The 25,864-nt window shown below is 39.7% G+C and carries 22 protein-coding genes; 14 read left to right on the forward strand and 8 right to left on the reverse strand.

Translation table 11 applies throughout. The features are described from left to right. Window positions 1-38: 38 nt before the first annotated feature. From ptsN to ACUR5C_RS12010, 3 genes are all read left to right on the forward strand, one after another. Complete coding sequence (ptsN, locus tag ACUR5C_RS12000; RefSeq protein WP_454465371.1) at window positions 39-494, forward strand: PTS IIA-like nitrogen regulatory protein PtsN; 456 nt, start codon at window positions 39-41, stop codon at window positions 492-494. A 144-nt stretch (window positions 495-638) separates the two neighbouring features. Continuing rightward, window positions 639-1,493, forward strand: a complete 855-nt coding sequence (gene rapZ, locus ACUR5C_RS12005) for an RNase adapter RapZ (protein WP_454465372.1) — start codon at window positions 639-641, stop codon at window positions 1,491-1,493. A 13-nt stretch (window positions 1,494-1,506) separates the two neighbouring features. Continuing rightward, on the forward strand, window positions 1,507-1,770 hold the full coding sequence (locus ACUR5C_RS12010) for an HPr family phosphocarrier protein (protein ID WP_454465373.1): 264 nt from the start codon (window positions 1,507-1,509) through the stop codon (window positions 1,768-1,770). A 66-nt stretch (window positions 1,771-1,836) separates the two neighbouring features. Here ACUR5C_RS12010 and ACUR5C_RS12015 read toward each other — a convergent pair whose 3' ends face one another. Then, complete coding sequence (locus tag ACUR5C_RS12015) at window positions 1,837-2,739, reverse strand: transcriptional regulator GcvA (protein ID WP_454465374.1); 903 nt, start codon at window positions 2,737-2,739, stop codon at window positions 1,837-1,839. 581 nt (window positions 2,740-3,320) lie between these two features. Here ACUR5C_RS12015 and ACUR5C_RS12020 point away from each other — a divergent pair. Together ACUR5C_RS12020 and ACUR5C_RS12025 are read left to right on the forward strand one after the other, a co-directional pair. Further along, window positions 3,321-4,280, forward strand: coding sequence for an arginine deiminase-related protein (locus ACUR5C_RS12020; protein WP_454465375.1), 960 nt, complete (start codon window positions 3,321-3,323; stop codon window positions 4,278-4,280). Between the two features lie 104 nt (window positions 4,281-4,384). Beyond that, window positions 4,385-6,088, forward strand: coding sequence for a protein kinase domain-containing protein (locus tag ACUR5C_RS12025; protein WP_454465376.1), 1,704 nt, complete (start codon window positions 4,385-4,387; stop codon window positions 6,086-6,088). Between the two features lie 73 nt (window positions 6,089-6,161). Here the strand turns inward: ACUR5C_RS12025 and ACUR5C_RS12030 are convergent, their stop codons facing one another. Then, the gene (locus ACUR5C_RS12030; protein WP_454465377.1) at window positions 6,162-7,319 is read right to left on the reverse strand and encodes an FHA domain-containing protein; all 1,158 of its coding nucleotides are present in this window, start codon (window positions 7,317-7,319) and stop codon (window positions 6,162-6,164) included. A gap of 268 nt (window positions 7,320-7,587) precedes the next feature. Then, entirely contained in the window at window positions 7,588-8,934 is a 1,347-nt protein-coding gene (locus ACUR5C_RS12035) for a DUF819 family protein (RefSeq protein ID WP_454465378.1), read from the reverse strand. A 450-nt stretch (window positions 8,935-9,384) separates the two neighbouring features. On the opposite strand from ACUR5C_RS12035, the gene ACUR5C_RS12040 reads away from it, so the two are divergent. Genes ACUR5C_RS12040 through ACUR5C_RS12050 form a run of 3 tightly spaced genes read left to right on the forward strand, consistent with a single transcriptional unit; the run spans window position 9,385 to window position 11,475 of the window. Beyond that, window positions 9,385-9,942 carry an RNA polymerase sigma factor gene (locus ACUR5C_RS12040; protein ID WP_454465379.1) on the forward strand — a complete coding sequence of 186 codons (558 nt, stop codon included), beginning with the start codon at window positions 9,385-9,387 and terminating at the stop codon, window positions 9,940-9,942. Next, entirely contained in the window at window positions 9,932-10,603 is a 672-nt protein-coding gene (locus ACUR5C_RS12045; protein WP_454465380.1) for an anti-sigma factor family protein, read from the forward strand. Before ACUR5C_RS12040 ends, ACUR5C_RS12045 begins: the two co-directional genes overlap by 11 nt. After that, window positions 10,603-11,475 (forward strand): hypothetical protein, encoded by an 873-nt coding sequence (locus tag ACUR5C_RS12050; protein ID WP_454465381.1) that lies wholly within the window; start codon window positions 10,603-10,605, stop codon window positions 11,473-11,475. Before ACUR5C_RS12045 ends, ACUR5C_RS12050 begins: the two co-directional genes overlap by 1 nt. 76 nt (window positions 11,476-11,551) lie before the next feature. Here the strand turns inward: ACUR5C_RS12050 and ACUR5C_RS12055 are convergent, their stop codons facing one another. Together ACUR5C_RS12055 and ACUR5C_RS12060 are read right to left on the reverse strand one after the other, a co-directional pair. Beyond that, complete coding sequence (locus ACUR5C_RS12055) at window positions 11,552-13,708, reverse strand: pre-peptidase C-terminal domain-containing protein (protein ID WP_454465382.1); 2,157 nt, start codon at window positions 13,706-13,708, stop codon at window positions 11,552-11,554. A gap of 592 nt (window positions 13,709-14,300) precedes the next feature. Further along, the gene (locus ACUR5C_RS12060; protein ID WP_454465383.1) at window positions 14,301-15,296 is read right to left on the reverse strand and encodes an HpcH/HpaI aldolase/citrate lyase family protein; all 996 of its coding nucleotides are present in this window, start codon (window positions 15,294-15,296) and stop codon (window positions 14,301-14,303) included. 372 nt (window positions 15,297-15,668) lie between these two features. Here ACUR5C_RS12060 and ACUR5C_RS12065 point away from each other — a divergent pair, with 372 nt between their 5' ends. Genes ACUR5C_RS12065 through ACUR5C_RS12080 form a run of 4 tightly spaced genes read left to right on the forward strand, consistent with a single transcriptional unit; the run spans window position 15,669 to window position 20,411 of the window. Then, on the forward strand, window positions 15,669-16,790 hold the full coding sequence (locus tag ACUR5C_RS12065; protein ID WP_454465384.1) for an HpcH/HpaI aldolase/citrate lyase family protein: 1,122 nt from the start codon (window positions 15,669-15,671) through the stop codon (window positions 16,788-16,790). A gap of 2 nt (window positions 16,791-16,792) precedes the next feature. Then, window positions 16,793-18,454 (forward strand): acetate--CoA ligase, encoded by a 1,662-nt coding sequence (locus ACUR5C_RS12070; RefSeq protein WP_454465385.1) that lies wholly within the window; start codon window positions 16,793-16,795, stop codon window positions 18,452-18,454. Continuing rightward, the gene (locus ACUR5C_RS12075) at window positions 18,451-19,347 is read left to right on the forward strand and encodes an HpcH/HpaI aldolase/citrate lyase family protein (protein ID WP_454465386.1); all 897 of its coding nucleotides are present in this window, start codon (window positions 18,451-18,453) and stop codon (window positions 19,345-19,347) included. The genes ACUR5C_RS12070 and ACUR5C_RS12075 overlap by 4 nt, the downstream gene beginning before the upstream one ends. Continuing rightward, on the forward strand, window positions 19,344-20,411 hold the full coding sequence (locus ACUR5C_RS12080) for a MaoC family dehydratase (RefSeq protein ID WP_454465387.1): 1,068 nt from the start codon (window positions 19,344-19,346) through the stop codon (window positions 20,409-20,411). Before ACUR5C_RS12075 ends, ACUR5C_RS12080 begins: the two co-directional genes overlap by 4 nt. Here the strand turns inward: ACUR5C_RS12080 and ACUR5C_RS12085 are convergent. Next, complete coding sequence (locus tag ACUR5C_RS12085; RefSeq protein ID WP_454465388.1) at window positions 20,408-21,373, reverse strand: 1-aminocyclopropane-1-carboxylate deaminase/D-cysteine desulfhydrase; 966 nt, start codon at window positions 21,371-21,373, stop codon at window positions 20,408-20,410. The genes ACUR5C_RS12080 and ACUR5C_RS12085 overlap by 4 nt on opposite strands. A 100-nt stretch (window positions 21,374-21,473) precedes the next feature. Here ACUR5C_RS12085 and ACUR5C_RS12090 point away from each other — a divergent pair, with 100 nt between their 5' ends. After that, the gene (locus tag ACUR5C_RS12090; RefSeq protein WP_454465389.1) at window positions 21,474-21,950 is read left to right on the forward strand and encodes a GNAT family N-acetyltransferase; all 477 of its coding nucleotides are present in this window, start codon (window positions 21,474-21,476) and stop codon (window positions 21,948-21,950) included. Between the two features lie 194 nt (window positions 21,951-22,144). Here ACUR5C_RS12090 and ACUR5C_RS12095 read toward each other — a convergent pair whose 3' ends face one another. Further along, window positions 22,145-22,363, reverse strand: a complete 219-nt coding sequence (locus tag ACUR5C_RS12095; protein ID WP_454465390.1) for a hypothetical protein — start codon at window positions 22,361-22,363, stop codon at window positions 22,145-22,147. Window positions 22,364-22,775: 412 nt separating this feature from the next. Between ACUR5C_RS12095 and ACUR5C_RS12100 the strand changes: the two genes are divergently transcribed. Next, window positions 22,776-23,735: a porin gene (locus ACUR5C_RS12100; RefSeq protein ID WP_454465391.1), complete on the forward strand. Its 960-nt coding sequence runs from the start codon at window positions 22,776-22,778 to the stop codon at window positions 23,733-23,735. Between the two features lie 51 nt (window positions 23,736-23,786). Here the strand turns inward: ACUR5C_RS12100 and ACUR5C_RS12105 are convergent, their stop codons facing one another. Then, window positions 23,787-25,703 (reverse strand): EAL domain-containing protein, encoded by a 1,917-nt coding sequence (locus ACUR5C_RS12105; RefSeq protein WP_454465392.1) that lies wholly within the window; start codon window positions 25,701-25,703, stop codon window positions 23,787-23,789. Window positions 25,704-25,864 lie beyond the last annotated feature (161 nt).

Raw genomic sequence — 25,864 nt, forward strand, 5'->3', positions numbered from 1 at the left:
CACATTAGGCCCTATTAATTTTTAAGAATGTTGTTTAAATGAAAATTAGCCAGCTAATCACACCAGAATCAACTTTTTGCCACTTAAAATTAAGTAGCAAGAAAAAAGTGCTCGAAAAAGTTAGTGAAGAGCTAGCCAAGCGTATCGGCTGCCCTTCGGAAGAAATATTTGAGAGCTTGTTAACCCGAGAAAGACTGGGTTCTACTGCGTTGGGCAACGGTATTGCCATACCGCACGGCAGAGTAAAATCTTGCCAAGATGCAACCGCTGTATTTATTCTATTAGAAGAACCAGTCGATTATGACGCCCCCGACAACCAAGCTGTTGATATTATTTTCGCCATCATGGTTCCAGAACAAGCCGACGAAGCGCAGTTAAAATGCTTAGCAGCTATTGCAAAAGTATTGTCTGAGCCTTCTGTTGTTGCCCAAATACGCCATGCACACTGCAATGATGCGCTATTACAAATTTTTAATAAAGCTACAAGCCAATAACGTCGATTGATTCACAAAAAATTACAACAATTAGACTCAAACACTAGCCAGAAATCAATCTCGCGTTACTATAATAATACCTGTCACCAAAAAAGTATTTTTAGGCTCTAGAACTCGGCCATACTGGCCAACAAAGGGAAAGGTATGAAACGTATTATTGTTAGTGGGCGATCGGGCTCAGGAAAAACAGTCGCTTTAAGAGCGCTTGAAGATCAAGGCTTTTATTGTGTTGATAATATTCCGGTTAAACTCATTCCAGCGCTTCTTGACCAAATTGATAGCCATTATCCAGGGTTAGCTATCGGCGTAGACGCTCGCAATGTTACCCATACAGTAGAAGAGTTTGACAATTTAATTAAGCAAATTGAAGCAAGCCAATACCACCTAGATGTCATCTTTATTGACGCGAATGATGCAACCCTGCTTAAACGCTTTAGCGAAACTCGCCGTCGCCACCCGTTAACCGCCGAAGGCTACTCTTTAGCCGAGGCAATTGAGCAAGAAAAGCAACGCCTAGAGCCAATAACTCGCTATGCAGAGCTAGTGATTGATACAACTTCTAAGTCCCCCCACGAATTATGTACTATGATTGTGAATAGGGTTTTAGGAGAGCAATCATCGCATTTAAGTTTATTGTTCACCTCATTCGGCTTTAAAAACGGCGCACCGAACGATGCAGATTTTGTTTTTGACGCGCGTTGCTTACCAAATCCCTATTGGGACGAGAGTTTGCGCAGTTTTTCTGGAAAAGACGAACCAGTTATTGAGTTTCTAGACTCTCAGCCAGACGCTCAAGAATTTTACTGGCAACTTAAAATATTTTTGCAAACCTGGATCCCTCGGTTTGAACAAGATAATAGAAACTACCTTACGGTTGCTATCGGATGTACAGGCGGTCAACACCGCTCGGTTTACGTAGCAGAAAAACTTGCAAAAAACTTTAAGGCACTGTTCCCTAACACGCAAATTCGGCATAGGGAGCTAGACAAACAAAAATAAAGACAAGGAGCTTATGCCTTCAATTCAATGTAAAGTCACCAATAAAAAAGGAATGCATGCTCGTGCAGCTGCGCAAATAGCTGCTTTAGCCGTTACATTCGACTGTAATATCGAGCTGAAGCACAAGGCAACCACCGCTCCCGCAAATAGTCTGATAAAACTTCTAACCCTTAATGCGCCTCAACATGCCGATGTGGTAATAACAAGTGAAGGGCCACAAGCTGAAGAAGCGTTAACCGCACTACGAGAGCTATTTGAAGCCGGTTTTGGCGAATAATAGGCTGCAACTATTTAAACCCCAAGTGACCAACCCCCTATAGATTAATTGTGAGCGAGTTTAGTTTTACACTAATGCGCTACTTTCTAATTGTACTGTTTGCAGTAACCAGTCGGTAAAAGCTTTAATTTTAGGCCTTTCTGCCGACTCTTTTGGGCAAACGATATCGTAAGAGTAATCACTTTCTAAAGTTAGCTCAAACGGTCTAACTAGCCGCCCTGCTTGAACATCGGCTTGCGACAATACTAAATGACCCATTGCAATCCCTTGCCCATAAATTGCAGCTTGCTGAACCATCGCAGTATGACTAAACACCGGGCCACTATTTAGAGGAATCCCTTTGACTCCAGCAAACCGGAGCCAACGGCGCCAGTCATCGGTAGTCCCATCATGTAAAAGGGTGTGTAAACGCAAATCTTCTGGAGAATCTAAGGGAATATCACCTTCTAACAAGGCTGGCGCACATAACGGCGTTAATCGCTCGCTCAATAAGGTTACAGAATGCATCCCAGGGTAGTCGCTTTTTTCATAATATATTGCGATATCGACATCCTCGCGCACAAAATCGACTAAATCATCACTGGCCTTTAGACGCACCTCAATTTCAGGGTAAAGCTTTTTAAACATAGTTAAGCGTGGTACTAACCATACCGTCGCAAAAGTAGGAACAACGCTGACGGTAAGCGCACCACTGGCACGATTAGCTTTTATTTCCTCTGTTGCTTGGCTCAGTATCTCAAAAATATCCCTAATTTTGGGCCAATAATTTTGTCCTTCATCGGTTAAAAGTAGTTGTCTATTTCGCCGGATAAAGAGTGGCACTCCCAAAAATTCTTCTAATGACTTTATTTGATGACTCACAGCAGCTTGGGTGACAAAAAGCTCATCGGCAGCGCGGGTAAAACTTAAATGTCTCGCAGCGGATTCAAACGCTCTGAGGCTTTTTAATGGAGGTAATCTTCTCGCCATGAAATAATCTTCTCGCTTATTTCGGATTAGTTTTATTTATGCGAAACATTATAAATGATCGTTTGAAGCGAAACAATGACACAAGTATAGTTCGCCCCGTGTTCAGGAACACATTGATATTTGAAGTGATTGACCCATATCAGATTGATTAGTCGCACTTCCTCTAACATTTTGCCAGTACAAATTGTTAGCAATCTATTTTCCAGTACGCAGGTATTTGTTCGCTAGCGTGAACATTTGACTAACAAAGAGCGATTAGTTACCGCTCTTGGCCTTAACGGGTTAGTCATGGCTTGAAGGATTAACTCAGTTAATACTTCAAGGATATACTCCGGTATATCATTGCTTATCAGGATTGTCTGCCCTTGAAAGATAAGCAGCAGGTTAGTTTAACCTTTTTGAGAGTTGTTTTATTTTATTTCTGTCCCAACAGAGTTTATTAGTGAGTGCTGTGACCTCCTACCCCTTTAGTGGTCCTAAATTTCACGGCAAATTACTATACAGGCCTGCTTTTGCAGGCCTTTTTTTTTTCCTATTTTGCTGCATAATACGCTTAATTATCCTAACTTATGTTGCCTCCAATGAAGATAGACTCACTTCCTCACCTAACTAACTCAGTTGTGATGGTTAAACCAAATGATTTTGGCTATAACCCAGAAACCGGCGTAGATAACGAATTTCAAAATAAGCCCAGTGCCGGCGCAGCTCAAGAAGTAACTCAACTTGCTTTAAACGAATTTGACCAAATGGTAGACCGTTTAATGAAGGCTGGCATAGAAGTAATAGTACTGGATGACACTTCAAATAAAATAAAAATACCAGACGCTGTATTCCCTAATAACTGGTTCTCTACAACAAGTCAGGGGGACTTAATCATTTACCCAATGAAAACAGACAATCGTCGAGCGGAAGTAAAAGTACAGCCGTTAAGTCAATTGTTAAGCTCTGCTGCCTATCAAATTAATCAAACGATTGATTTACGTCACCAACTCGATGGCATTCTAGAGGGCACAGGTAGTATGGTTTTTCATCATCCGAGCAAACAACTATTTGCTGCAATTTCCGAGCGCTGCGAGCAATCGAGTTTACTAAAATTCTCGCAGCAGTTCGGCTATCAACTCCGCTCGATGTTGGCTAATGGCGCAAGTGGTGCTCCGATCTATCATACCAACGTTGTGATGTCCTGTGGGGAAGACTTTGCGGTTATCGCCTCCCCTACGTTGGTTAATGAAAATGTTCGCCAGAATGTTTTAAAGTATCTCAATGAAACAGTCACCGATGTAATTGAAATTAGCCAACAGCAAATGAGTGAATCTTTTTGTGGCAATATTATTCAGCTAAAAGCCGCTCAATCCAAAATTATTGCGATGTCTGAGTCTGCTCTACAGGGTTTTAGCCCTCAACAAAGAAAGACTTTAGAAAAACATGGCGAATTAGTCTCTTCAAATATCTCAACTATAGAACATATTGGCGGTGGCAGCGCCCGCTGCATGATCGCAGAAAACTTTTTACCACTAAAAGAATGTCGAGATCAGGCTTAGGTGATTAAAATTTACTGGATTTACTTAAAAACTATCTAATTTTCAGCAAATTAGCGATTAAATAACTATACTTTTTAGTAATCACAATAAAAATTAAACGCTATATGGCTTTACCTTTTTTAGAAGGATATAAAATTAAACAAAAATTCGCATCTGGCGGTATGGCACAGATCTATGATGCGATCCAAACATCCTTAAACCGTCCAGTAGCAATTAAATTTTTAAGTGAACAACTACTTTCTCACGCCGAAGCAAAAGCGCTTTTTGAGCATGAATCTTTAATTATTGCACAACTACACCATCCCAATATCGTTCAAATCATCGACAAAGGTATCTCAGAAGAGTCGCTTCCCTATTTTGTGATGGAAAAAATTAACGGTATTGATCTAGCAGAACTATTAACCCAAGGCGAGTTGCCATTTAGCAAAAAGATAGACATTGCATTGCAAATTTGCCGCGGTCTTGCTTATGCTCATAGAAATGATGTGATCCACCGCGATATTAAACCTTCAAATATTATTATTGACCAACATGGTCAGGTAAAAATACTCGACTTTGGAATTGCACTAAATGAAGTTAGTAGCGAGCAATCTACACAACAAACCAGTGTTGTAGGCACTGCTGGCTATGTCGCACCAGAGCAAGCCTCTGACTACAGCGGTGCCACGATTAAAAGCGACATCTATTCCACTGGCGTCGTATTATATGATTTATTTGGAAGACCGGTTAAAGACAGTAGAATTCGCACTTCGGTCAACCGTCTGCCTAAAGATCTACCTGCTGATCTCTATAAAGTACTAGCAAAGTGTTGCGCCAAAAATCCTGCGCAAAGATATCAGTCCCTTACTCAAGTAAGAGATGAACTATTAAGAATTTCACAAGGTCAACATTTAGATAAATCTAATAAAGACAGTGTAGAAAAAGAAAATAAAGATCTGGCGAGCAATTTTAATTTACTCGATGTGTTAAGCCAAAGTAAAAACAAGCGAGTGCTATTATTTCAAAAGAAAAGTAATAAACAGCTCCTGGTTATACGCAGAAACCATGGTGATACCCAAGGAATCGTTGAGGCCAAAAAGCTTATCAGTTTAAAGCACCCGAATATTGTAAAAGTTTTAGCAGCGGTTAAAAACCAAAACAATATGACGATTATCTCAGAATATTTATCTGGCGGAAGTTTAAATAATCAGCTAATCCAAGACTTTACTGAGGAAGCGTTTTTTACTATCGCTTGCAAAATTTGTGCGGGTCTTGACTATGCTCACCAAAATAAAATATTGCATAAAAACCTGTGTCCCAATAACATTTTATTTGACGACAAACACATCCCTAAACTAGGTGACTTTGGCCTTCCTTATACCGACGAAGAAGAGCTCAACAGCATTAAAAACTACAGGCCTCCACAACAGCAAAGCATAAATGAGCAGTACGATATTTATTGCTTAGGTGCAATTTTTCATCACATGCTATTCGGCGCGCCTCCCGGAATGCTACGCAATAAAAAACCACAAAAAATATCGTTTCGATTACAAAAACTATTAGACCAAATGCTCGCCCTTGATCCCTTAAGTCGTCCGCAAAGTGCACAGTTAGTGTTACTTGAGTTAAACAGAATGGCAAATAGTGAAAAGTATAAGCGTAAACGCTCTAAAATAGGCCAGCCCAATGAGCCCAAAAAAAAGCACAAAAAAGTCAAACATAAGGAAAAACAAGTGCCTAAGAGCAGTTCGACAATGTGGCTTTCTATAGCCCTATTTATTTCTATCTTGTGTATTATTGGACTTTTGCTAAAAGACTTTATTAGGTGACATCAGACACGATTAAATCAGTTAAGCCACTATGATAAATAGCAGCTTTTAAGCAATAGGATATTAAACTTTCTTACTTAAAGGTAACCGCTACAACCGCTGCGGCAGCAATAAGTATCATAGCTAAGCTCAACCAAATACCTTTTTTACTTTTTGGCGGTTCAGGCAAATCAGCTAATTTTAAAGGTGCATTGCCGCTACACTGGAACTTTAAATGAGTCCCGCCAACGGTAACCTCATCACCGTCTTGTAATACTACCCTCGATTGCATTTTGCCGTTAACTAAGAGGCCATCTGAGGCACCATTGTTGCGAATCTCCCAGCCGTAATCGGTTTCAGACAAATACACATGTCGTGCTGAAACACTGCGCTCGCTGGTAGACAAATGATGACCTAGCATTCTCGAAATATGATTATCTACATTGGGTATGGTAAACACTTTTCCGCGAATTTCCGCAGATAAGCCATGCAAATAAACAGTTTTGTCAGCCAAGGTTTTCTTTTGATCTGGATTAGTGGGTGTTGCCGATTTTTTAATCGAACCTTTTGCGATAGCGTCTCTTACAACAGTTCGAGGTTTGCTATCAAGCTTGCTCACAGGTCCAATGACAGAAAATGCGAATTGGTCGAGCCGCAGTTCATCACCATTACGCAATTCTGCTGACTTTATCTTTTCACCATTAACATAAGTGCCATTAGAAGAGTTTAAGTCTTCAATATAAACTTTCTCTTTACGCAATGCTATTTTGGCATGCTGGCGCGAAATAAAGCTAAGCGGTAAGGTTATTTCAGCCTCTTTATCTCTGCCAATTATTTGGCCGTTACTTAATGAAAAATATTGTCCATCTAAAGGTGCAGTAAGTGCTTTTAACATCCAAGGGCTAACCGCAGGTCGAATAACCGTTTTGTTTTCTTGTTGAACGACAGGCTCAGATTCACGCTGCTTTAACGGGTCAACGACTTCAAGTTCACTCGCACCGACTTTAATGATATCCCAAGCAGTTAATTTTTGCTCTTTCACAATAGGGACTTCATTCACAAAAACGCTGCGATGTTGACTAACATTTTTGAGCAAAATCTCGCCGTTTTGCACAATGAGTTCTACGTGCACAGGATCGACTGAAGGCTCATCAATAAATAGTTCACAGCTTTTATCCGACCCTATTTTCAAAGTTGAGTCGACCAACCACATTGCGGGTTTGCGCTTGTCCTTGAATTGGATTTTCAACATAACTTAAAATTTCCGAAAGTGATCAATCTACACAACCTGAAAAACAATGAGCTTTGGTAAAGCTCCCAGCGACTCTTATGCTACACCTAAAAAACGCTCAACTTTGCTTAAAATATAATTTACATCTTAATGGCATAGTAATTAAATCGATTAAAATTAATTGCTCGCCATTTTATATCAGAATCACCTCAGATGATAATGGTATAACTTATTGTTTTTATAAAGAAACATAAACTGCTAAAAGCATCACACTGTTTCTAGTAAGCGACTAAACCATTGCTGCTGCTTGTAATAGAAGCCCGCAAATATATGCCGCATAGGTACCTAAAGCATAGCCTAACACTGCCAATAACACACCAACTGGAGCTAAAGACGGGTGAAAAGCCGACGCAACTACCGGAGCAGATGCAGCCCCACCAACATTCGCTTGACTACCAACAGCCATGTAAAACACCGGTGCTTTTATTAATTTAGCCACTATTAGCATCAATCCAGCATGAATTGACATCCAAATTGCGCCAACAACAAACAGCCAAGGCCGTTCTACAATTGCAGATATGTCCATATGCAAACCTATGGCAGCCACCAGAATATAGATGAATACAGAACCTACTTTTGAAGCTCCCACGGCTTCAAACTGGCGTAATTTGGTGGTCGACATAATTAAACCTAGAGTCGTCGCAGTAACCACTAACCAAAAGAATTTACTGGTTAAAGAGAACTTACTTGCATCAGGCCATACTTGACCAATCCAAGGTGCGACAGTATCTGCAACAATATGACCAAAGGCTGTCGCCCCAAAAGCGATAGCAATAATCAACATTAAATCAGTTAAATCGGGGTTACGTGCATGTTTTTTCTCGAATTCTTCTACTGTTTTTTTCATATCATCAATAGCGGTAGTATCTGCACCGGTTTTTGCGTCAATTTGCTTGCTCTTACCGGCCATATATAAAAGCACAGCCATCCAAACATTAGCGATAATCACATCCACAGCAATCATACTAGAAAAAAGCCCGCCAGATACTTCAAAAACCTCTTTCATAGCGGCTTGGTTTGCACCACCGCCAATCCAACTACCGGCTACCGTTGTCATTCCTCTCCAAACATCGCCAGCAACAACTTCTGGATTAATCGCAGCCATGGCTAATATAGCAATAGGCCCGCCAATAACAATCCCAAAGGTTCCAGTTAAAAACATAATTAGCGCTTTGGGCCCCAAAGCTTTTATCCGCCCAAAGTCGATACTCAAAGTAAGTAGCACTAAACTAGCCGGTAGCAAAAATCTCGATGCAACATAATACAAATGAGAGCCGCTCGCCGCGATTTTCGTATCATCTGGATTAACTGCTGCTTGACACTGAGCTAACACATTTTGGCCCGCATCAATCGCACCGCTAAGTACTTTGGTACAGGGGTAATCATATGGAACTATGTGAAATGTATGTAATAGTGAAGGGATAAAGTAGCACAATAGAAGTGCAGGTATAACTTTGTAAAAAGCCCGGCAGTAGGGATGTTGGCTTTTATGCGTGTAAAACACAGCTCCTAAAATTAAGGCTAAAATACCAAAAACAATGGCATCATTGGTAATTAGATAAGTGATAGGTTGCATTTTATCCCCTAGATTATAAGAATTTATCATTATTATTAAGTGACTGTCGCAAGGCATTCTATTTACAATTTAGCCTTTTTAGCCCAATTATTGCTAAGTTAGTGACTACAATCGACAGCGTTAGCCCCCGACTTAGCCCTTCTAACACCTTTAACTCGCCACTTTGAGTATCTTTAAGACCCGATTATAACGAGAAAAAGCGTCAAGATAAGCCTTATTCTTAAAATATCAATAAAATAACTTAAAATAACCACATAAACCAGTTAAGTTAAGCTATTTCAATAAGTTAAAAAGCCAAACAATGATAGTTTGGAAACTGTCAGAGAGCCTATTTGTACTGCTAGAGACTTGAACCGAAAAAATTTATTAAAAATGCAAACTTTTTAACCGTTAAGCTCGACATAACAATCAGTAAAACAAAAGCCACAGCCAATAAGATGAAACCATATTATGTTTTTAACAAGTAACGATGAAAAGCTAATAGAAAAGGCGCTGAGAGGTTCTCAAAGCTGCTGGGTAAAACTAGTCAAGCGTTATGAAGGGCTAGTCTATAACTACTGCTTACGAATGACCTTTAATAGCGCCGATGCAATGGACCTAATGCAAGAAGTCTTTTTGGCTGTTTATAGAAACTTACCCAGCTACAGAGGTCAAGGGCAGTTTAAGGGTTGGATGATGCGCATTGCAGCGAATAAAACAACTGATTTTCTGCGCTCAAGAGGAAGAAACCCGCTTCATCATGCCAGTGAAGTAGACAGTGATGACTTCCACTCTCATCACTCCCCTGAATCTGACTATCAAACTTTAACTGCAAATAAAAAAATACTTGCAACTTTATCAGTATTAAGTGATGAACAACGCCAAGTAGTAGAGTTAAAGTTTTTTCAACACTTTACTTTCGAAGAAATTAGCCAACAAACTGGCGTTGCCGTTAGTACCATTAAAACTCGATTATATTCTGCTCTGCAAAAACTTAAAGGGCATATGGAGGTTCAAAATGTTGTGTGATCATCAGTTAGTTAGTGAGCATTTAATTGACTATTGCGAAGGTAAGCTCTCAAGCACAAATCGCAACCTATTTGAGCAAGCAATCGAGCAGTGCGACGACTGTCGAGAAACTTATCGACAAGCAATGGTCCTTCCTGAGCTTGCAAAGCAATGGCATGAACAAAGTGTGCCTGAGTGGCATCGCACCGAGTTCGCAGTAAGACCAAGAGCCACTAAAGCTAGCTGGCTAAACTGGACTGCGCTGGGTGCATCTGCCTGTGCCATATTAATGGTGTTATTTCAGGTAAACATTAATGCCCATAATGGTGGAATACAAATCACTTTTGGAGGCCAGGCAGATGCTCAGATAGAGGAACTTGTTGAACAACGCTTGGCAGAGTTTAAGCAGCAACAAAATTTATTATTAGAAGCTCGTTTTGTGGCGCAAACCGACAAGCTCACTACTGCGAATAAACTGCTAATGGCTGACTTAATGGAAAAGACCCGAGACGAAAGACGAGAAGATCTTAATTTCATTATCACAGGCATTCAAACCCAACGCTATGAAGATCAGCAAAAAGTTGAACAACGCTTATCTTATTTAGCTGAAAACCAAATTGAAAATAATCAATATTTAAATCAACTTATTCAGTCTGCAACTGTACCTACGGGAGAGAAGTAATGAACTTTTTAAAACCGAGCAAAACAAGTGTCGCACTAGCACTTATACTAACCAGCAACCTTTGTGTTGCGGCCGATAACAATTTTTCTAGAGAGCAAAAAGAGCTCAAAATAATGAGCAAAATATTTGAAACCTCGCTTAACGAACAAACTTCCAGCAAGGCCAAAATTTTAGGCTCTAAGAAAACTCAAAGCACCTATCTGGCACGTCAAGGAATGGTATTTAATTTTCAGTTTGGAAGAAACTCATTTAGTAGTGCATCGGACTGGGAGCAATTTGGAGAAGGTATTGGACATTTAGTTGGATCTATTGCTTCAGAAGTTGGTAACGCATTTTCGGAAATACCTATGCCAGAAGCACCAGAGCCACCAGAAATGCCATTTGAGGCTGAGTTTAATGATAAATTTGAAGTCTATAGTGAGCGAATGGAAGCCTTAGAAAGACAAAGAGAAAAAAATAGAGAGCAACGAGAGGAAGTGCGTGAACTTCAACGAGAAATTAGAGCTTTAGAGCGCACCCGAGAGAGAGAAAAAGATAAATCAAGCATTGATAAAGCCAAAGTAAAGTTAGAAGAAAAAATGGCACAGCTTAACGCACAATTAGACGAATACAAAAAGTCAATGCAAGAATACCGAGCTATGCGTGACAAAAAATATACCGAAAGCACTCAGTTAAAAACAGATATAATATTTTCGACTTTATGTGACTACGGTGCAACTTTACGTTCACTCGATGACAGCGAGTATGTCACAATTATCTTTAACAACTATGTCAAAAATCAAGATAAAGTCTTCGTCTTTAGCGCGGAAAATGTTAAAGACTGTCGCGATAAAGACAAGCTTGTAAAAACAGCATTAAGTTATACGCTATAGTCCAGAGCAACTCGCAATTAAAATAAAGCGCCCTAGGGCGCTTTATTTTATTACAACCGATAAAACAAAATAACAATTACCAGGTAGCTTCTAAGCTTAACCCAGAGAAACTATTATAGGCTTTAATACCAATAATCCACTCTCCCTCCGTTGGCGCATTTACCACACAAGCTTCATTGTTTCCATTTAAATAGGGTCGACACACATATCGCGACTCCGCTGGAGAATAGCTTGGGTTAAGGTAAAGATCCGCGTCACCTGTACCACCTGAAATAGCAACATTCAGTTCGCTTGTTCCACTTGGAATCGTTAAGCTAAAGTAAATCCATTCGCCAGTATTAGCGGTTAAATCAAAACGCTTAAAATCTCGTGGTAAAGGATTATTGTCTAACTGATAAGTCGCAATTAGTTCAACTCCAGAAAAGTCTGTATAGCCATGTAGTTGAACATAATAACGACCACTTTCAGGCTGAGAAAAAGCACAACTTTCTGTGTTACCATTTTTCCATGGGCGGCAGTCGTATTGACTTAAGCTTGGGGCCGCTGCAAATTGCACATAAAGATCTGCGTCGCCACTTCCGCCTTGAATCGCAATACTTAAATCTTTTGCAGCATTTGGAACGTCAATATAAAAATCAAGCGTCGCCGATTTATTTGCGCTTAAGTTAGTTTTTCTCACACCATTGACAAGCTCATTTTCACTAACACTTGATTCGGTATAACTTGCACTTAGATCGACACTTTCAAACGAACGCTCAACCGGAATTAATGTCACATACCATACGCCCGCCTGAGGGTTGGCTACAGCAACAGTTTCCATATTTCCGGCATTATTAGAGCTAAAATCAAAATCCGTGTCAGTTGGCGTGCGATTAAAGGCAACATATATATCCATTTCGCCACCTAAAACACCATTGTGTAATTGGGTTTCAAACACTAATTCAGACTGACCCGCAGGCACGTTAATATGATAGGTTTGCGAGCCTTTGCTGCGTAAGTCTTGGCGCGGTTTTGCGTTTAACAATCTGTAGATTGCATCACCACTACAGTCTAATTCCGAACCGTCTTTTAAAGGGTTAATGGTCAACGATTGGCTTGATTTAGTTTGATGGACAAAACTTACTGAGTCACAGCTATAAACATCAAGTGGGTTTAGCGAAGCATCGATTTGAACCAGTAAATTCACAAAGCCCCAACTAACATCAACATTTTCTAGCTGATTATTAGAGACGTTTAGAACTTCAACTCTGCTCGGCAATTTAGGAATGACACTAAGATTCTCATTGGATACGTTTAAATGAGTTACACCTCTAAAAAATTCGATTCCTTCAATTGAAGTAATTTGTCCATTGCCAGGAGTCGTTATTTGAGTGACCTTGGCAGCTTCAATGGTATCAATTTCTGAATCACCATTACTATCAAATTGACTCACTAGGTAGGCTTTGAAATGAGCGTCTTCAAAATCAATTATTTTCGCTCCATAACGAGTTGCCGCATTAATTTGATCACTTTTGCTGATAAAGCTTCTATGACCAATTAATGGTGTATATTTTTCAAACTCCGGAAGCGGAGAAATCGTTCTTTCACCATTAGTAGTATATGCAGTTAGCCCATAGTGCATAATGGAAAGGTGATCGTAGTCGGCATAGTTTATCGTGCTACGCTTGGCAAAGTTATAAGCTTGAGTCGAGTCAATATTTTGTTCATGAATAGAAACATAACTATCGCGATCTGAACGCATATGTTCATGCCACATACCTAAGCTGTGACCAATTTCATGAACAATAATATACAAAGATCCCCAATCAAACATAGCTAGTGTTTGCTTTCCTCCTACCATACCTACAACGGCGTAGTTTTTGTTATCACTGCGTACATGAATATAATTGGGCTCAGTTGTTCTTTCAATAAACTCTAATTGAGCAACTGACTCCCAGATTTTAGTCGCCTCAACAAATGAGGCTCTTTGCTGCTCATTAACATTGTCATCAAATGCGTAAAACACTTTACCATCGGTCCATTCAGGCTTTACCGAATCAAAGTTTAATTTTTGAACATCGCTTTTAACTAACATGTCCCCAATAAGAACAAACTCATTTTTTTTAGTGACGCCAGCTTGGTGTGAGCTGTTAAGATCTGCTGTGAGCGAGTTCAATTGGTTTTTTGCACTGACCGGCAGTACAAAAAATGACAGCATGATTAATTTGAATAGCAAATTACGATTAATTTTCATAACTAACTTTTTTCCTTAAAGTTATTAGATAGCAAGGTTGGTTGAATATGCGACGAATGATAAATAATATTTATGAACAATTTATTATTTACCCGAATTTAATTAATGAAGTCTCAGTAACAAACTCTTTATCCGCCGTTGTGGCGGCGCGGATTATTCACAGCCAACAACCTCAAAACAAATGAAAAAATATAATTGCCGAGATTAGAAAAACTAATTGATTTTTTTTTGTTCAAAAAATGCTGACTCTTGCTTAAAACTTCACCGCTTATTGTTAAATTAGTTCACTAAGTAAACGGACTATCTAAAAGTAGTTGATTGCAAGTTAAAATAACGGGAATATTCACTATTAGATTTTGTTCATAAAACGCGGAATTTTTGGCCTTTTAGTAAAGGCCGCAACCAGTAAAGCTGAAGTTAGAAAATAGCAATTATTAAGTTAGCTAAAAGGTTAATGAATAGTGCGAGGAATTGTGGTTCTATTTAAACCAGTTAAAAATGCAGCAACAATGTTTAGTACTTAAAAATGAGGCTTTAAACTTTACATCAGCGCTCAGTTCAAAGCCTATTTTATATGACGGTTATTACCAGATTAATCTTTGAAAAATGCTTTTTTCGCTTCTTCAGATAGTTCAACGCCAGAAATAAAAGCACGCTGTAATAGTTGCCAAAAATAACGATAAGTCGCTCTATCGTGGAGCTCTCCTTTATATTGAATAGGTCCCCAATCAGCGGCTTGTGCTGCCAATAAAATACCTTGAGCGTCTTCTACTTCGGAGTAATCTGGCTTCATCGCATCAACAATTGCACTAATCTGGGTAGGATAAATACTCCACATGCGCATAAATCCAAACTCGTTACGGGCGCGCTTGGCATCGCTTGTAGTTTGCTCGGCGTTTTTTAAATCAAGAGTGACATTATGTGACGGCACCACGCCATTAGCTAATGCGGCGGCGACCATTTCTGTTTTCGCTCTCGCTAACAACGGATGATCAAATTGACCCGGGCTACGCATGCAAGCCGCCGGAATCGCGCCATGATGCCCACTAACAAAATCCATCATGCCAAAGTCTAACACTTGAACCCATTCAATCTGCGCTATTTCCCATACATCTCTAAGCGCACCATGGGTTTCTACTAACACATGAATTGGAATTTCTCGGTGAATGTTATTCGCTTTGGCTACTTGTTTAATATAACCGACCATTTCAGCGATTTGAGAGCCCTGAGTGCATTTAGGCAATGTAATATAGGCAACAAGATTTCCAATTTGAGGGACTATAATGTCGACATCTGCGCGCCAATGAGTATGGCTATAATCATGAATACGCACGCCCATCATTTTATGTTGATTCGCTTCACTACCAATCACTTTAGCTACCATGGCAGCGTGCTCAGCCTCTTGCCCTGCTGCCGCACCGTCTTCGCAATCACAAGTAATATCAAACACCGGGCCAAGCTTTTGCTGAAGTTCTAAAGCTTTAAGAATTAATTTCTCGCTGCCAGCAAAATGCTCACAGGTTGGAATGACTGGAAATGGTTTTTCCGCATCAAATAACGCCAAATTAGGGTGAACTGTTGCCGACATTTAACTCTCCTTTTGCTCTAAATTAAGATTTTTTCTGCTGTATACAACAATTTAAGCGCAAAACTAGGCAAAATGTTATTCAATTTTGCGCATGATTGCGAAGTCGCTTTTATGTTATCGCAATAAATTAACCAATAAGCAAACAAGATTTGCCTATACTCTATATAGGAAAAAATTAGGTTCTAACTAAGCCGGTTTAGCTTATTCTTGATTGAAATCTAACCTAAGTTCTGTATTATGAATAGCACAAGTCATCCGACCAGTAGCCATAATAGCTTATTTTAAATGGCCTATTGATCTAATTTAAGTACCAGGTTGTTATAAAAAACCAGCTCAAACTCAAGTTGTTACAGCCTAAAAAGGATAGTTGCAATGATTTACCATAACGAGTTTTTAGAACAAGTAAACGAACAGGATGTTTTAGGCGGCTTTTGGCCGGGTATTCAACTCTATTATCCCCCGGTTAAGTATTCACCTGCACAAGGAGAGTACGAAACTATGGAGCAAGCGGTTGATAGGCTGCGTCGACATGCTCACAACTGCCCCGCGCATACATTACTTTTTGATTTAGAGGATGGCTGTCGTCAAAAAGAGATGAGTCGCGAATTATTAAGAAATGAACTTCCTCACTTTCCCGAAAGAAACTTTCAAATCGCGCTAAGAATAAATCCATTTAGAACCGACGAATACGAAAAAGACTTAGAAATGATCCTCGATGTGGCTGAGCATATTGATGTAATTATTTTAGCCAAAGCCGGAGAAATGTACGGCGCGGCAGAAATTAGAGATTTATCAGCTTGGTTGGTTGGGGTTAACCCTAACATTGAAATTCAACCGATTATTGAACACCCTCGCTCGTTAAAAATTGCGCCAGAATTAATGCAGTTTTCAACCGTTAAGCATGTTGTTTTTGGTATTCACGACTTTTCCAAAGCAATGGCTATCCATTTAACGCCCGAAGGTTGGATCGACGAATTAAAAACCTATTTACGTAATCTCTTATTGGAAGCGCGCATTTCCGGTACAGGAGTCATAGGCGGTGTGGAGGTACTTATTAACGAAACTCCAATGCCAGAAAAAAACATTGAGCCGCACGATGTCAGGAGATGGCTTGACTTACACGGAGATCACGAAAGTCATGTAGTTCATCGCCATGCAACTGTTGAAGCTCAAATGGGGTTAACTGGCAAACAAGTTATTCATCCTTATCACATTCATTTATGTAAGGTAGCGTTTACTCCCTCACCCTTGGTTATTCAAAGAAATGTTAATATTTTAAAAGCCGCAATTGATGCTGACGCACTGCTAGGCGGCGCTATAAAGTTTGAAGGGGAAATGCTCGACCCGCCAATGTTCGGCAAAGCGCTTCAAACTTTATTACGTGCTTATGCACTTAAGTCGCTAGAGCCAAAAGACAAAAGTTTTGCGATGGAGGTTTTAAAGAAACTTCCTATCCATGTGATTCGTGAAAACTGGCCATATGGAAGAATTTAATTATGTCTTACCAAGTATCAAATTTTTTATCTCAAAATGGCGACCAGTGGGAATGGCACTTACCAGAGGTTTTTAATATTGCCAGCGCTTGTGTGACTCAACACGCACAAGATCCCAATAAAGTTGCACTAATCGTTGAAGATCACCTTTTAGGCAGCTGTGAGCTCACTTATCAAAATTTAGAGGCGCAAAGCAGTCAATTTGCACACGCTTTAACCCAACTTAAAGTTGCCCAAGGCGATCGCGTTTTAATTCGGCTACCTAACTCCACCGCCTATCCAATAAGCTTTTTTGGCTGCTTGCGCCACGGCGCAATTGCTGTTCCTACATCAACTTTATTAGCAGCCAGCGAAGTTGCTTACTTAGCAAAAGATTCTGGAGCTAAAATCTTAATTGCCGCTAAGTCTATGTGGCAAGAACTAGAACCATTACTTGAGCAAGACACTCAAATTGAATCTATTTGGCTTGCAGGCCCCGGTGAACTGCCAGCGACTAACAATCATTCGAGTGTGTCGCTTTATGATTTTGAAGCCCTTCTTTCACAACAACCAGAGAGTCATAAAACAGTTGAAAGTCAGCCGAATGATCCGGCTTATTTAGTTTACACTTCTGGCACTACCGGCTACCCCAAAGGCGTACTTCATGCTCACAGAGCTCTAATTGGGAGGCTACCAGCAAGCCAGTTTTGGTTTGACTTTCAACCAGGTGATCGAATAATGCATTCTGGCAAATTTAACTGGACCTATGTACTCGGCTCAGCCTTGATGGATCCTCTGTTTCATGGTCATACTGTGATTGTTCACGAAGGCCCCAATGATGCCTCCACTTGGCCTAAACTGATTAAAAAGCATCGTTGCTCTATTTTTATCGGCGTGCCGACTATTTATCGGCAAATTATTCAAAAAACCAACTTTAAAAGCGATGATGTTCCATCGCTGCGTCACTGTATGAGTGCCGGCGAGCACTTATCAGATGAAATGCTGCTAGCCTGGCGCGCTAGATTTGAGCTTGAAGTTTACGAAGCAATTGGTATGTCCGAGTTTTCTTACTATATTTCACAGCATAAAAATGCCCAAATAAAACCAGGTGCGGCAGGCTTTGCTCAGCCTGGTCATAATGTTCAGCTGCTCGACGGCAATAATCAACCGGTTGAAGTAAATCAAGAAGGCATGCTGGCGATTCCACAAGATGATCCCGGATTATTCCTAGAATATTGGCAACTCCCAGACGAAACCCGCAGTGCAAAACATGATGGTTTTTTCTTTACTGGAGACTATGCTCGTAAAGACGAAAACGGCTATATTTGGTTTTTAGGTCGTAAAGACGACATTATTAATACCTTTGGTTATCGCGTGTCTCCACACGAAATAGAAAGAGTGGTAAAGACCCACCCAGAGGTTGCTGACTGTGTGGCACTAGGCGAAACAATTGAAAAAGACAAGGTGCTAGTGAGTGTCTGTATTATTCCAGAAACAGACAGCAGCTTAAATGAAGAAACTGTTCTGAATTTTGCGGCACAGCATTTGGCAAAATATAAAACGCCAAAACGCGCTCACTTCTTCACAGACTTTCCGCGCACAAAAAACGGTAAAGTATTGCGCAAACAATTAATCAAACAATTAGCAGAGCAAAATCAAAATAAAGCTCACGGAGCCAACTTATGACTTTTCAATATCGACCTCGTCGCAGCGTCTTATATGTCCCCGCGCACGAACCTCGCCATATCGAAAAATCCCGTAAACTCAGTGTCGACAGCATTGTATTTGACTTACAAGAGTCAGTACCGCCTTTACGCAAAGATGAAGCACGCAACTTACTATTAAAAGCCTTAAATAATCACAATTTTGGCTATTCAGAAAAAATCGTCAGAATTAATTCATTAGATTCGGAATGGGGCATGGACGATTTAAGAGCGAGCATTAGTTTAGATATAGACGCCATTTTATTTCCTAACGTAGAAAGCGCAGGCCAATTAAACGCAGCACTTGCAACCCTAGATGAGTTAGGTGGCAGCCACCTAAATGTAATGATTAATATTGAAAGTCCCAAGGGCGTATTACGCAGCGACGAAATTTGCGCAGCATCTGAGCGATTGCAAGCCGTTATTTTAGGTACCACCGATTTAGCCAACTCTCTAAGAATTACTCAAACTCAAGATAGAATGGGGCTACTAACCAGTTTATCATTATGTATTTTAGCCGCACGAGCAAACAACAAATGTATTATTGACGGCCCTCACTTTGATTTAAAAAATATCGAAGCATGTGAATTTTCTTGTCGACAAGCGCGAGATCTCGGGTTTGATGGTAAAGCCGTTATCCACCCTATTCAACTTGCATATACCAACGATGCATTTACGCCAAAAGGCGAAGACGTAAAACGAGCAAAAAAAATCATTGATGCTATTGCTAACGCTCATGAAATAGGTAGAAGTACAGCCGTAATAGATGACCGTTTAATTGAGCCGTCACTAGAGCTTTGGGCGCGACGTGTTATTGCGCTTTATAATCAAGTTCATGAAATAGGACAAACCGAACTCATTGGGCCAGAAAAATGACCAAAAATGTTAACTTAAGCGGCAATTACTACGAAGATTTTTCGCTCGGTCAACAATTTATTCATGGTGTCCCTAGAACCATTACCGAAGCAGACGCTACTCTTTACACAGCACTTACTGGAAGTCGATTTGCACTGAACTGTGCACTTACTTTAAGTCAAAGCTGTGGTTTTAAATCCATGCCAATTGATAATTTTTTAGTCTTTCATATTGCATTTGGGAAAACGGTTAACGATATTTCGCTAAACGCTGTCGCAAACTTAGGCTATGCCGAAGTAAGCTTTAATCACCCCTGTTATGCAGGCGATACGCTTGCGGTAAAAAGTGAGGTTATTGGGTTAAAAGAAAACTCAAATAATAAAACCGGCATAGTCTATGTTCGTTCGCAGGCTACCAATCAAAATGACCAACTCGTTGTCTCATGGGTGCGTTGGGTCATGGTAGAAAAGCGTGCACCACATACCACTAATACTCAACCGGTTATTCCCAAGTTGGCCTCAACGGTAGATTATCAAACGCTCGCTTTACCTAAACAGGTTAACTTTAATCATTGGCAATCTAGCTATAGTGACAACCAAATAAAATGGTGCGATCTATCTATTGGTCAATCAATATTTCACCGCGACGGAATAACCATCAACGATTCAGATCATTCTTTAGCTACGCGCCTTTATCAAAACAACGCAAAGGTTCACTTCGATCACTATGCTATGCAAACTTCGCGGCACCAGCAAAGGTTGGTCTATGGCGGGCATATCATTTCGCTGTGCAGGGCGCTTAGTTACAATGGCTTAGGCAATGCCATTTGGCCTGCGGCAATTAACGCCGGAACCCATGCAAACCCGAGCTTTGCGGGAGACACTATTTACGCGCAAACTGAAGTTATTGATTTGCAAGAAGCCAGAGATAGAGAAGACGTTGGGCTTGCTCGACTTCGTTTAATAGGTATAAAAAACGACTTGCCGGACAATATGCCGTTTCTAATGAAAGCGGAAAATGGACGTACGATCTACCATAAAGATGTCGTACTAGAGCTGGACTATTGGTGTTTTATTTTAGCCTAGGTAAGCGTTGTTTGAATGCCTCCACAATGAATTAAAAGAATCTTACTGCCAGTTTTAAAAAAACCTTTTTCGCATAAATCTAGAGTTGCATAAAATGACTTACCGGTATACACCGGCTCTATGGTAATACTGTGTTGCACTTGAAATTGTTTAACAAACCTATCAAGCTCAGGACTACTTTTGGCATAACCGCCAAACTCAAAACCTGAAACGATTTTTATTCCGGCTAACTCTGACTTAGCAAGCACATTAATATTATTTTGGAAACATGATTTATTTGTTCTGTCATTTTCGCCTGTTTGTTCACCATTTAACAAGTCAACAATATCATCAAGCTGTTGCTGACTATTTTTTAGCACTGAAATACCTATCACTTGAGTATTTGGTGACTGCTTTTGACAACCTAAATAAAGTCCAGCAATACTTGCGCCCGTTGCACTTGCCATAACAATATAGTCATAGCGATTAGGCAATTCCATCACCGTTTCCATACAACCCGATAAAGCGAATGGATGAAACCCCCCTTCACTTATCCAAAAAACATCGGCCTCTAACTTTGGGACTGTATTGCGTAAGTGCTGAAATTGCAATCTACTGACATAAACTATTTCTGCTCCCCAATCTCTCGCTTGTTTTAAAATAGGAGAAAGCTTTTGTTCTGGAAATCCACGCACATAAAGTGTGGCCTGCCAGTTTAGGCGATATGCAAGATAGGCAATAGCCTGAAGTAAGTTTGAATAAGGTCCACCCATGACAGCAACTCGGGTAAATCCTCTATTTTGAATAGCTGCTATCAAATATTTAAGCTTACGATATTTATTACCAGAAATAATAGGATGAATTAAATCATCTCGCTTTATATCTAAGGTGAGTTGTCTGGAAAGCAAAACTGGTGATTGAATATTTTCAATTTTAGCGTTGCCAATTTCCGATTGAAAATGCGAGAATCTTTGTAATCTCATTAATTATTTTTTAGCCTGTGCCAAGCGTTCAGATTTAATAAGCCTTATAGTCTAGCTTAGCTAGCCAACCAACTGCCAATAAATTAAGTATTTTACCCCAATGATAGAACCATATAACCCTAAAATAGATGATCTTAGTGACGGAAAAGTCATACAGCTATTACAACAACATCACACTCAAATGCAGCAATACTCTCCTCCAGAAAGTGTTCATGCATTAAGTGAGCAAGAATTTTTTGATAAAAAACTAACCTTTTGGAGCGTGAGCGATATAACAAAAGTTGTTGCTTGTGGTGCACTTAAAGCAATCAGTAGCAACGAAGGCGAAATTAAAGCAATGAAAACCGCTGCCACACACACAAGAAAAGGTATCGCAGAAAAAATTCTATTAGCCATTATTAAAGAGAGCCAGCTGCGCAAATACACTCACCTTTACTTAGAAACTGGCACCCATAGTAAATTTTCTGCTGCCATTCATTTGTATACTAAGCATGGCTTTGTTGACTGCCCACCATTTGGCAATTATAAAGAAGATCCTTATAGTCAGTTTATGTGTTTAAAGCTAACTACCACCTGATATTCGGTAAATTATTAGCATTAGCTAGGCGCAAATCGCCAGAATAATGCGTGAAGTGATTAGTATAGAGGTGAGTCGATTGTTGCTGAGATTAAATGCGGAAATGGGGAGTAAAGAACACGATAAAGGTGCATTGCACCTTATTATAACCCTTTAAAATCAATAGATTATAAGTAAGAAGAACTCACTTTCAATTATTGATTGGCAACCCGGGCAGAGGTAAGAAGCCAAGATGAATCTTTACGACGGCGTTCAACTCGCATACGACGATCCAACCCAAAGTTGCGTAACAATCTTTCTATGCGCTCATTGTGGCTCATTCTACGTCGGTCGGCTCTGCGCTCTGGACCAATATAGGCTTTCTCGCCATCAATAATCGTAAAATTGCTCTTTGTGGATGTCTTTTTACCCATTACAGGTTCCTCACAGTAATAAAGCTTATCGTCTGAACGTTGGTTTGACATTATTATTTCAATAACTGTACAAAATCTGTTCAACAATGTTAAGCCAGTAGTGATAGTTTAAACAATCGACAGCAAAAATCAAACTCTAGGCAGATATTTGGTAAAGATTCAGTGACAAAATCGACATTTTATAAATTCACTTATTATAAATGAGATATCTTATGCAAAAACTCACTTAAAAGCTCTGTTGGAGTGCTAAACTCACGTTCATCTAAAGATTGCTTTTTGTCATATTTGGGGCAAATAAAATAAAAAATGATGCTGATAACTTGAGATTTGTCATATTTCTGTCAAATATCTCAAATACAATGCTCGCCAATCACTTAAAATAAATTTAAAACATCTATATCGGAGACAAACCATGAAATTAAATACTTTTGCTCTTTCAAGCATCGCAGTTGCTTGCTTAGCAGCTTCTGGTAACAGCTACGCAGAAGACAACTGGGTTGATGTGTATGGAAAAATTAACGTTACTTTAGACAAAGTTGACGAAGATAATGGCGATGACCAATGGGAGCTAAACAGCAACGCTTCACGTTTTGGTATTAAAGGCAGTGGCGCTGCGGGCAAATTACAAGCGTTTTATCAATTAGAGTGGGAAGTCGATATTTCTGATAACGCTAAAGGTTCAACAGATAACATTAAGTCAAGAAACCAAATTGTTGGCGTTAGAGGCGAGTTTGGTGAAGTTTTCGCAGGGCGTCATGATACTCCGACTAAAAAGCTTCAGAAAAAAATCGATCTATTTGGTGACTTATCTGGTGATATAAAGCATTCGTTTAATGCAGAAACAAGAGCGGATAACATTGTTCAATACAGCACGCCTAAAATGGGTGGGTTTACTGCAAAAATTGCTTTAATTCCTGGTGAAGATACTGGCACTAACGACGGTTTTGCCGACGGCACTTCTTTAGCACTTGAGTACAAAGCTGGGGGCTTAAACTTAGGGCTATCTTTAGACTCAGATGTTGAAGGCGATGGTGTAGACACAACACGCTTAGTTGCACAATATAATATGGACGCTTGGCAGTTTGGGTTCTTGTTCCAAGATACCGAAAATGCGGCTGCTGACGGTGATGGTATTATGGGTAGCGTGCAATATACTGCAGGTGACAACGTATTTAAACTGCAAATGATAGAGTCAGACGCTTGGGAAGCTTTGGTAAGCTCTAAAGTAAAATATACCAGCCAAACTTCAATCGGATGGGATAGAAAGCTTGGTAAAAAGACCACTTTCTTTACTTACTTAACGCTGAGCGAAGAAGGAGCAACTGGTGACGATGCTAGCATTTTTGGTCTTGGTTTAGTTCAAAAGTTCTAGTCTTAAACTTAGCGCTTAAGATAACAAAAACACCGCTTAGGCGGTGTTTTTTTATACTGCTTTTAAATATTTTTCTAACTTTTTCATTAGCCTAGGTTGTCCATAATAAAACCCTTGGGCACCATTTAAATCGACTCCTTTTAGGAAGTCTGCATCTGCGGCTTTTTCAACACCTTCAGCGAATACTTTTATTCCTTTACTTTTTAAATTAATTAGCATGGTCTTTAGCATTAATTGCTGTGGCTTATTTTCACTAATATCAAAAATATAACGCCTATCGATTTTTACCGAATCAATGGGTAAACCCTCAAGGTAATTAATATTCTCTTCCGGCGAGCCGAAATGATCAACACACCACCGACAACCAAGTTGTGCAAGCTCTGGCATTATTTCCGCCAATTCTTTTTTATGACGACTAATTTGGCTCTCCTTAATTTCAAAAATAATCCGTTGAGCTAATCCTTGCGCTCCGGCTAAACGGTGCTTTAACCAATTGTAAAAGCCATCATCTAAAAGTGAATTGACAAAAAGATTAACCGAAAAATCTCTTTCACGCTTATTAGCCGTGTCATGTAAACAATGAGCCAAAACTTTATCAACTATTTGACGATCAAACTCTTTAGCGAGACCACATTGGTTTGCCATTGGTAAAAACGTATCTGCGGTAAGCATATCTTTACCGTCAGCAATTCTTGCCAGCACCTCAAAAGTATCACTCATGCCACTTCTGTACACTTCCATTTGATGAATATAAAGCTGAATTTTCTGATTATTCAGGGTGCTTTCTAATAAACTTCGCCATTTTAAGCTACCTCGAACTTTACTTTCTGCTAATGGTTCACCATAAATATACCAACTGTTTCCTCCCTGTAACTGAGCATTTCGTAACGCCATGTCTGCCTCGGCTATTACTTTCGAATACTTGAACCCATGCTTGTAAACAGATATACCGATATCAATAAAATGCTCGCGTTGTTGCTGTGTATCAAACACACTTTTACTTAACTGTTTAATTAGCGACTTACAAATTTGATCGGTTTGTTCTCTGGTATGGTTAGGCAAGAGCAATGCGAAATCGTTTTCTCGTAAGCGCGCCACAAGCGCTCCGTTAAACTGATGGATATAATGCTTTAATATAGACGCTATAGCTTTCATTTTTTCATCAGAAAGCGCAAGATAAGCCGCTTCACTCCCCTGCCCAAAGCTCAATAAAACTAATAGACCGGATTCTTGCTCTTCATGATTATGCAGTCTGACTTGAAATTCAGCTTTAAAGAATAGCTGATTACCGATTTCAGTAACCTCATCTACATAGGATATTTTTCTAATTTGCTCTGTTAACTCTTGCTTATCTTTTGCTAACAAAGTGTTTTGTAAAATCAATTGATTAAATGCACGGTGAATTGGGTTACTGGTTTTACCTAAATCAAACTTATTCGCTTCATCCGCGCCAGTTAATAAGTAATTGGAATAAACCTCAAGATTAAACACCCAGCGGAATAGTCCAACTAAAAGGATAACAACAGTAACACAAAAAACCGCCGCAATAAGTAATGTTTGCCATGACAGCCAAGAAGATGATAATGCTACAGGTTTAAAGCTGTAGGTTAATTCTAAAAGCTGGTTAGGAGCCTCAGGGTTTTGAATATAGAGGCGGTGTATATTGTCTTCACTAGTAAATTTGGTTTTTTCTCGCACCAATTTATTATTGTGATCAATTAACTTCCAGTTATTAAGTTGAGAGTAACGATCAAGCTGTTGAAACAGCGGCTGTAAATTGTCCCCAAAAGTTTGCTTATAGGTGGCAGTTAATAAACTTAGCTGTGTCGCCACAAATGCTCTTTCTACTTCAATTTGGTTGAGCCTATGCTGAGATAAGTAAGTAACCACCAATTGGCTTATGGCCACTAAGCCGTAGCTGAGTATAAGCAGCAATAGCGTGAAAATTTTAAGCTTACGTAGCAGCATCCTATCTATCCGTTACATTGATTATGCAAAAGCAATTTGTTTCGTCCATATATTGAGCTTAGACCATCAGCAATATTATGTTATCTTAAATATTACTAACAAAACGCGGGTTTATTTCTATTTGATCCCGTGATATAAATTCTTGTCTTTACTCAACTTAG

The sequence above is a fragment of the Aliikangiella aequoris genome, assembly GCF_053709105.1.

Excerpts from the sequence above, each read along its gene's own strand:
- ptsN (WP_454465371.1), top strand. The coding sequence starts at position 39 with ATGAAAATTAGCCAGCTAATCACACCAGAATCAACTTTTTGCCACTTA.
- rapZ (WP_454465372.1), top strand. The coding sequence starts at position 639 with ATGAAACGTATTATTGTTAGTGGGCGATCGGGCTCAGGAAAAACAGTC.
- ACUR5C_RS12010 (WP_454465373.1), top strand. The coding sequence starts at position 1,507 with ATGCCTTCAATTCAATGTAAAGTCACCAATAAAAAAGGAATGCATGCT.
- ACUR5C_RS12015 (WP_454465374.1), bottom strand. The coding sequence starts at position 2,739 with ATGGCGAGAAGATTACCTCCATTAAAAAGCCTCAGAGCGTTTGAATCC.
- ACUR5C_RS12020 (WP_454465375.1), top strand. The coding sequence starts at position 3,321 with ATGAAGATAGACTCACTTCCTCACCTAACTAACTCAGTTGTGATGGTT.
- ACUR5C_RS12025 (WP_454465376.1), top strand. The coding sequence starts at position 4,385 with ATGGCTTTACCTTTTTTAGAAGGATATAAAATTAAACAAAAATTCGCA.
- ACUR5C_RS12030 (WP_454465377.1), bottom strand. The coding sequence starts at position 7,319 with ATGTTGAAAATCCAATTCAAGGACAAGCGCAAACCCGCAATGTGGTTG.
- ACUR5C_RS12035 (WP_454465378.1), bottom strand. The coding sequence starts at position 8,934 with ATGCAACCTATCACTTATCTAATTACCAATGATGCCATTGTTTTTGGT.
- ACUR5C_RS12040 (WP_454465379.1), top strand. The coding sequence starts at position 9,385 with ATGTTTTTAACAAGTAACGATGAAAAGCTAATAGAAAAGGCGCTGAGA.
- ACUR5C_RS12045 (WP_454465380.1), top strand. The coding sequence starts at position 9,932 with ATGTTGTGTGATCATCAGTTAGTTAGTGAGCATTTAATTGACTATTGC.
- ACUR5C_RS12050 (WP_454465381.1), top strand. The coding sequence starts at position 10,603 with ATGAACTTTTTAAAACCGAGCAAAACAAGTGTCGCACTAGCACTTATA.
- ACUR5C_RS12055 (WP_454465382.1), bottom strand. The coding sequence starts at position 13,708 with ATGAAAATTAATCGTAATTTGCTATTCAAATTAATCATGCTGTCATTT.
- ACUR5C_RS12060 (WP_454465383.1), bottom strand. The coding sequence starts at position 15,296 with ATGTCGGCAACAGTTCACCCTAATTTGGCGTTATTTGATGCGGAAAAA.
- ACUR5C_RS12065 (WP_454465384.1), top strand. The coding sequence starts at position 15,669 with ATGATTTACCATAACGAGTTTTTAGAACAAGTAAACGAACAGGATGTT.
- ACUR5C_RS12070 (WP_454465385.1), top strand. The coding sequence starts at position 16,793 with ATGTCTTACCAAGTATCAAATTTTTTATCTCAAAATGGCGACCAGTGG.
- ACUR5C_RS12075 (WP_454465386.1), top strand. The coding sequence starts at position 18,451 with ATGACTTTTCAATATCGACCTCGTCGCAGCGTCTTATATGTCCCCGCG.
- ACUR5C_RS12080 (WP_454465387.1), top strand. The coding sequence starts at position 19,344 with ATGACCAAAAATGTTAACTTAAGCGGCAATTACTACGAAGATTTTTCG.
- ACUR5C_RS12085 (WP_454465388.1), bottom strand. The coding sequence starts at position 21,373 with ATGAGATTACAAAGATTCTCGCATTTTCAATCGGAAATTGGCAACGCT.
- ACUR5C_RS12090 (WP_454465389.1), top strand. The coding sequence starts at position 21,474 with ATGATAGAACCATATAACCCTAAAATAGATGATCTTAGTGACGGAAAA.
- ACUR5C_RS12095 (WP_454465390.1), bottom strand. The coding sequence starts at position 22,363 with ATGGGTAAAAAGACATCCACAAAGAGCAATTTTACGATTATTGATGGC.
- ACUR5C_RS12100 (WP_454465391.1), top strand. The coding sequence starts at position 22,776 with ATGAAATTAAATACTTTTGCTCTTTCAAGCATCGCAGTTGCTTGCTTA.
- ACUR5C_RS12105 (WP_454465392.1), bottom strand. The coding sequence starts at position 25,703 with ATGCTGCTACGTAAGCTTAAAATTTTCACGCTATTGCTGCTTATACTC.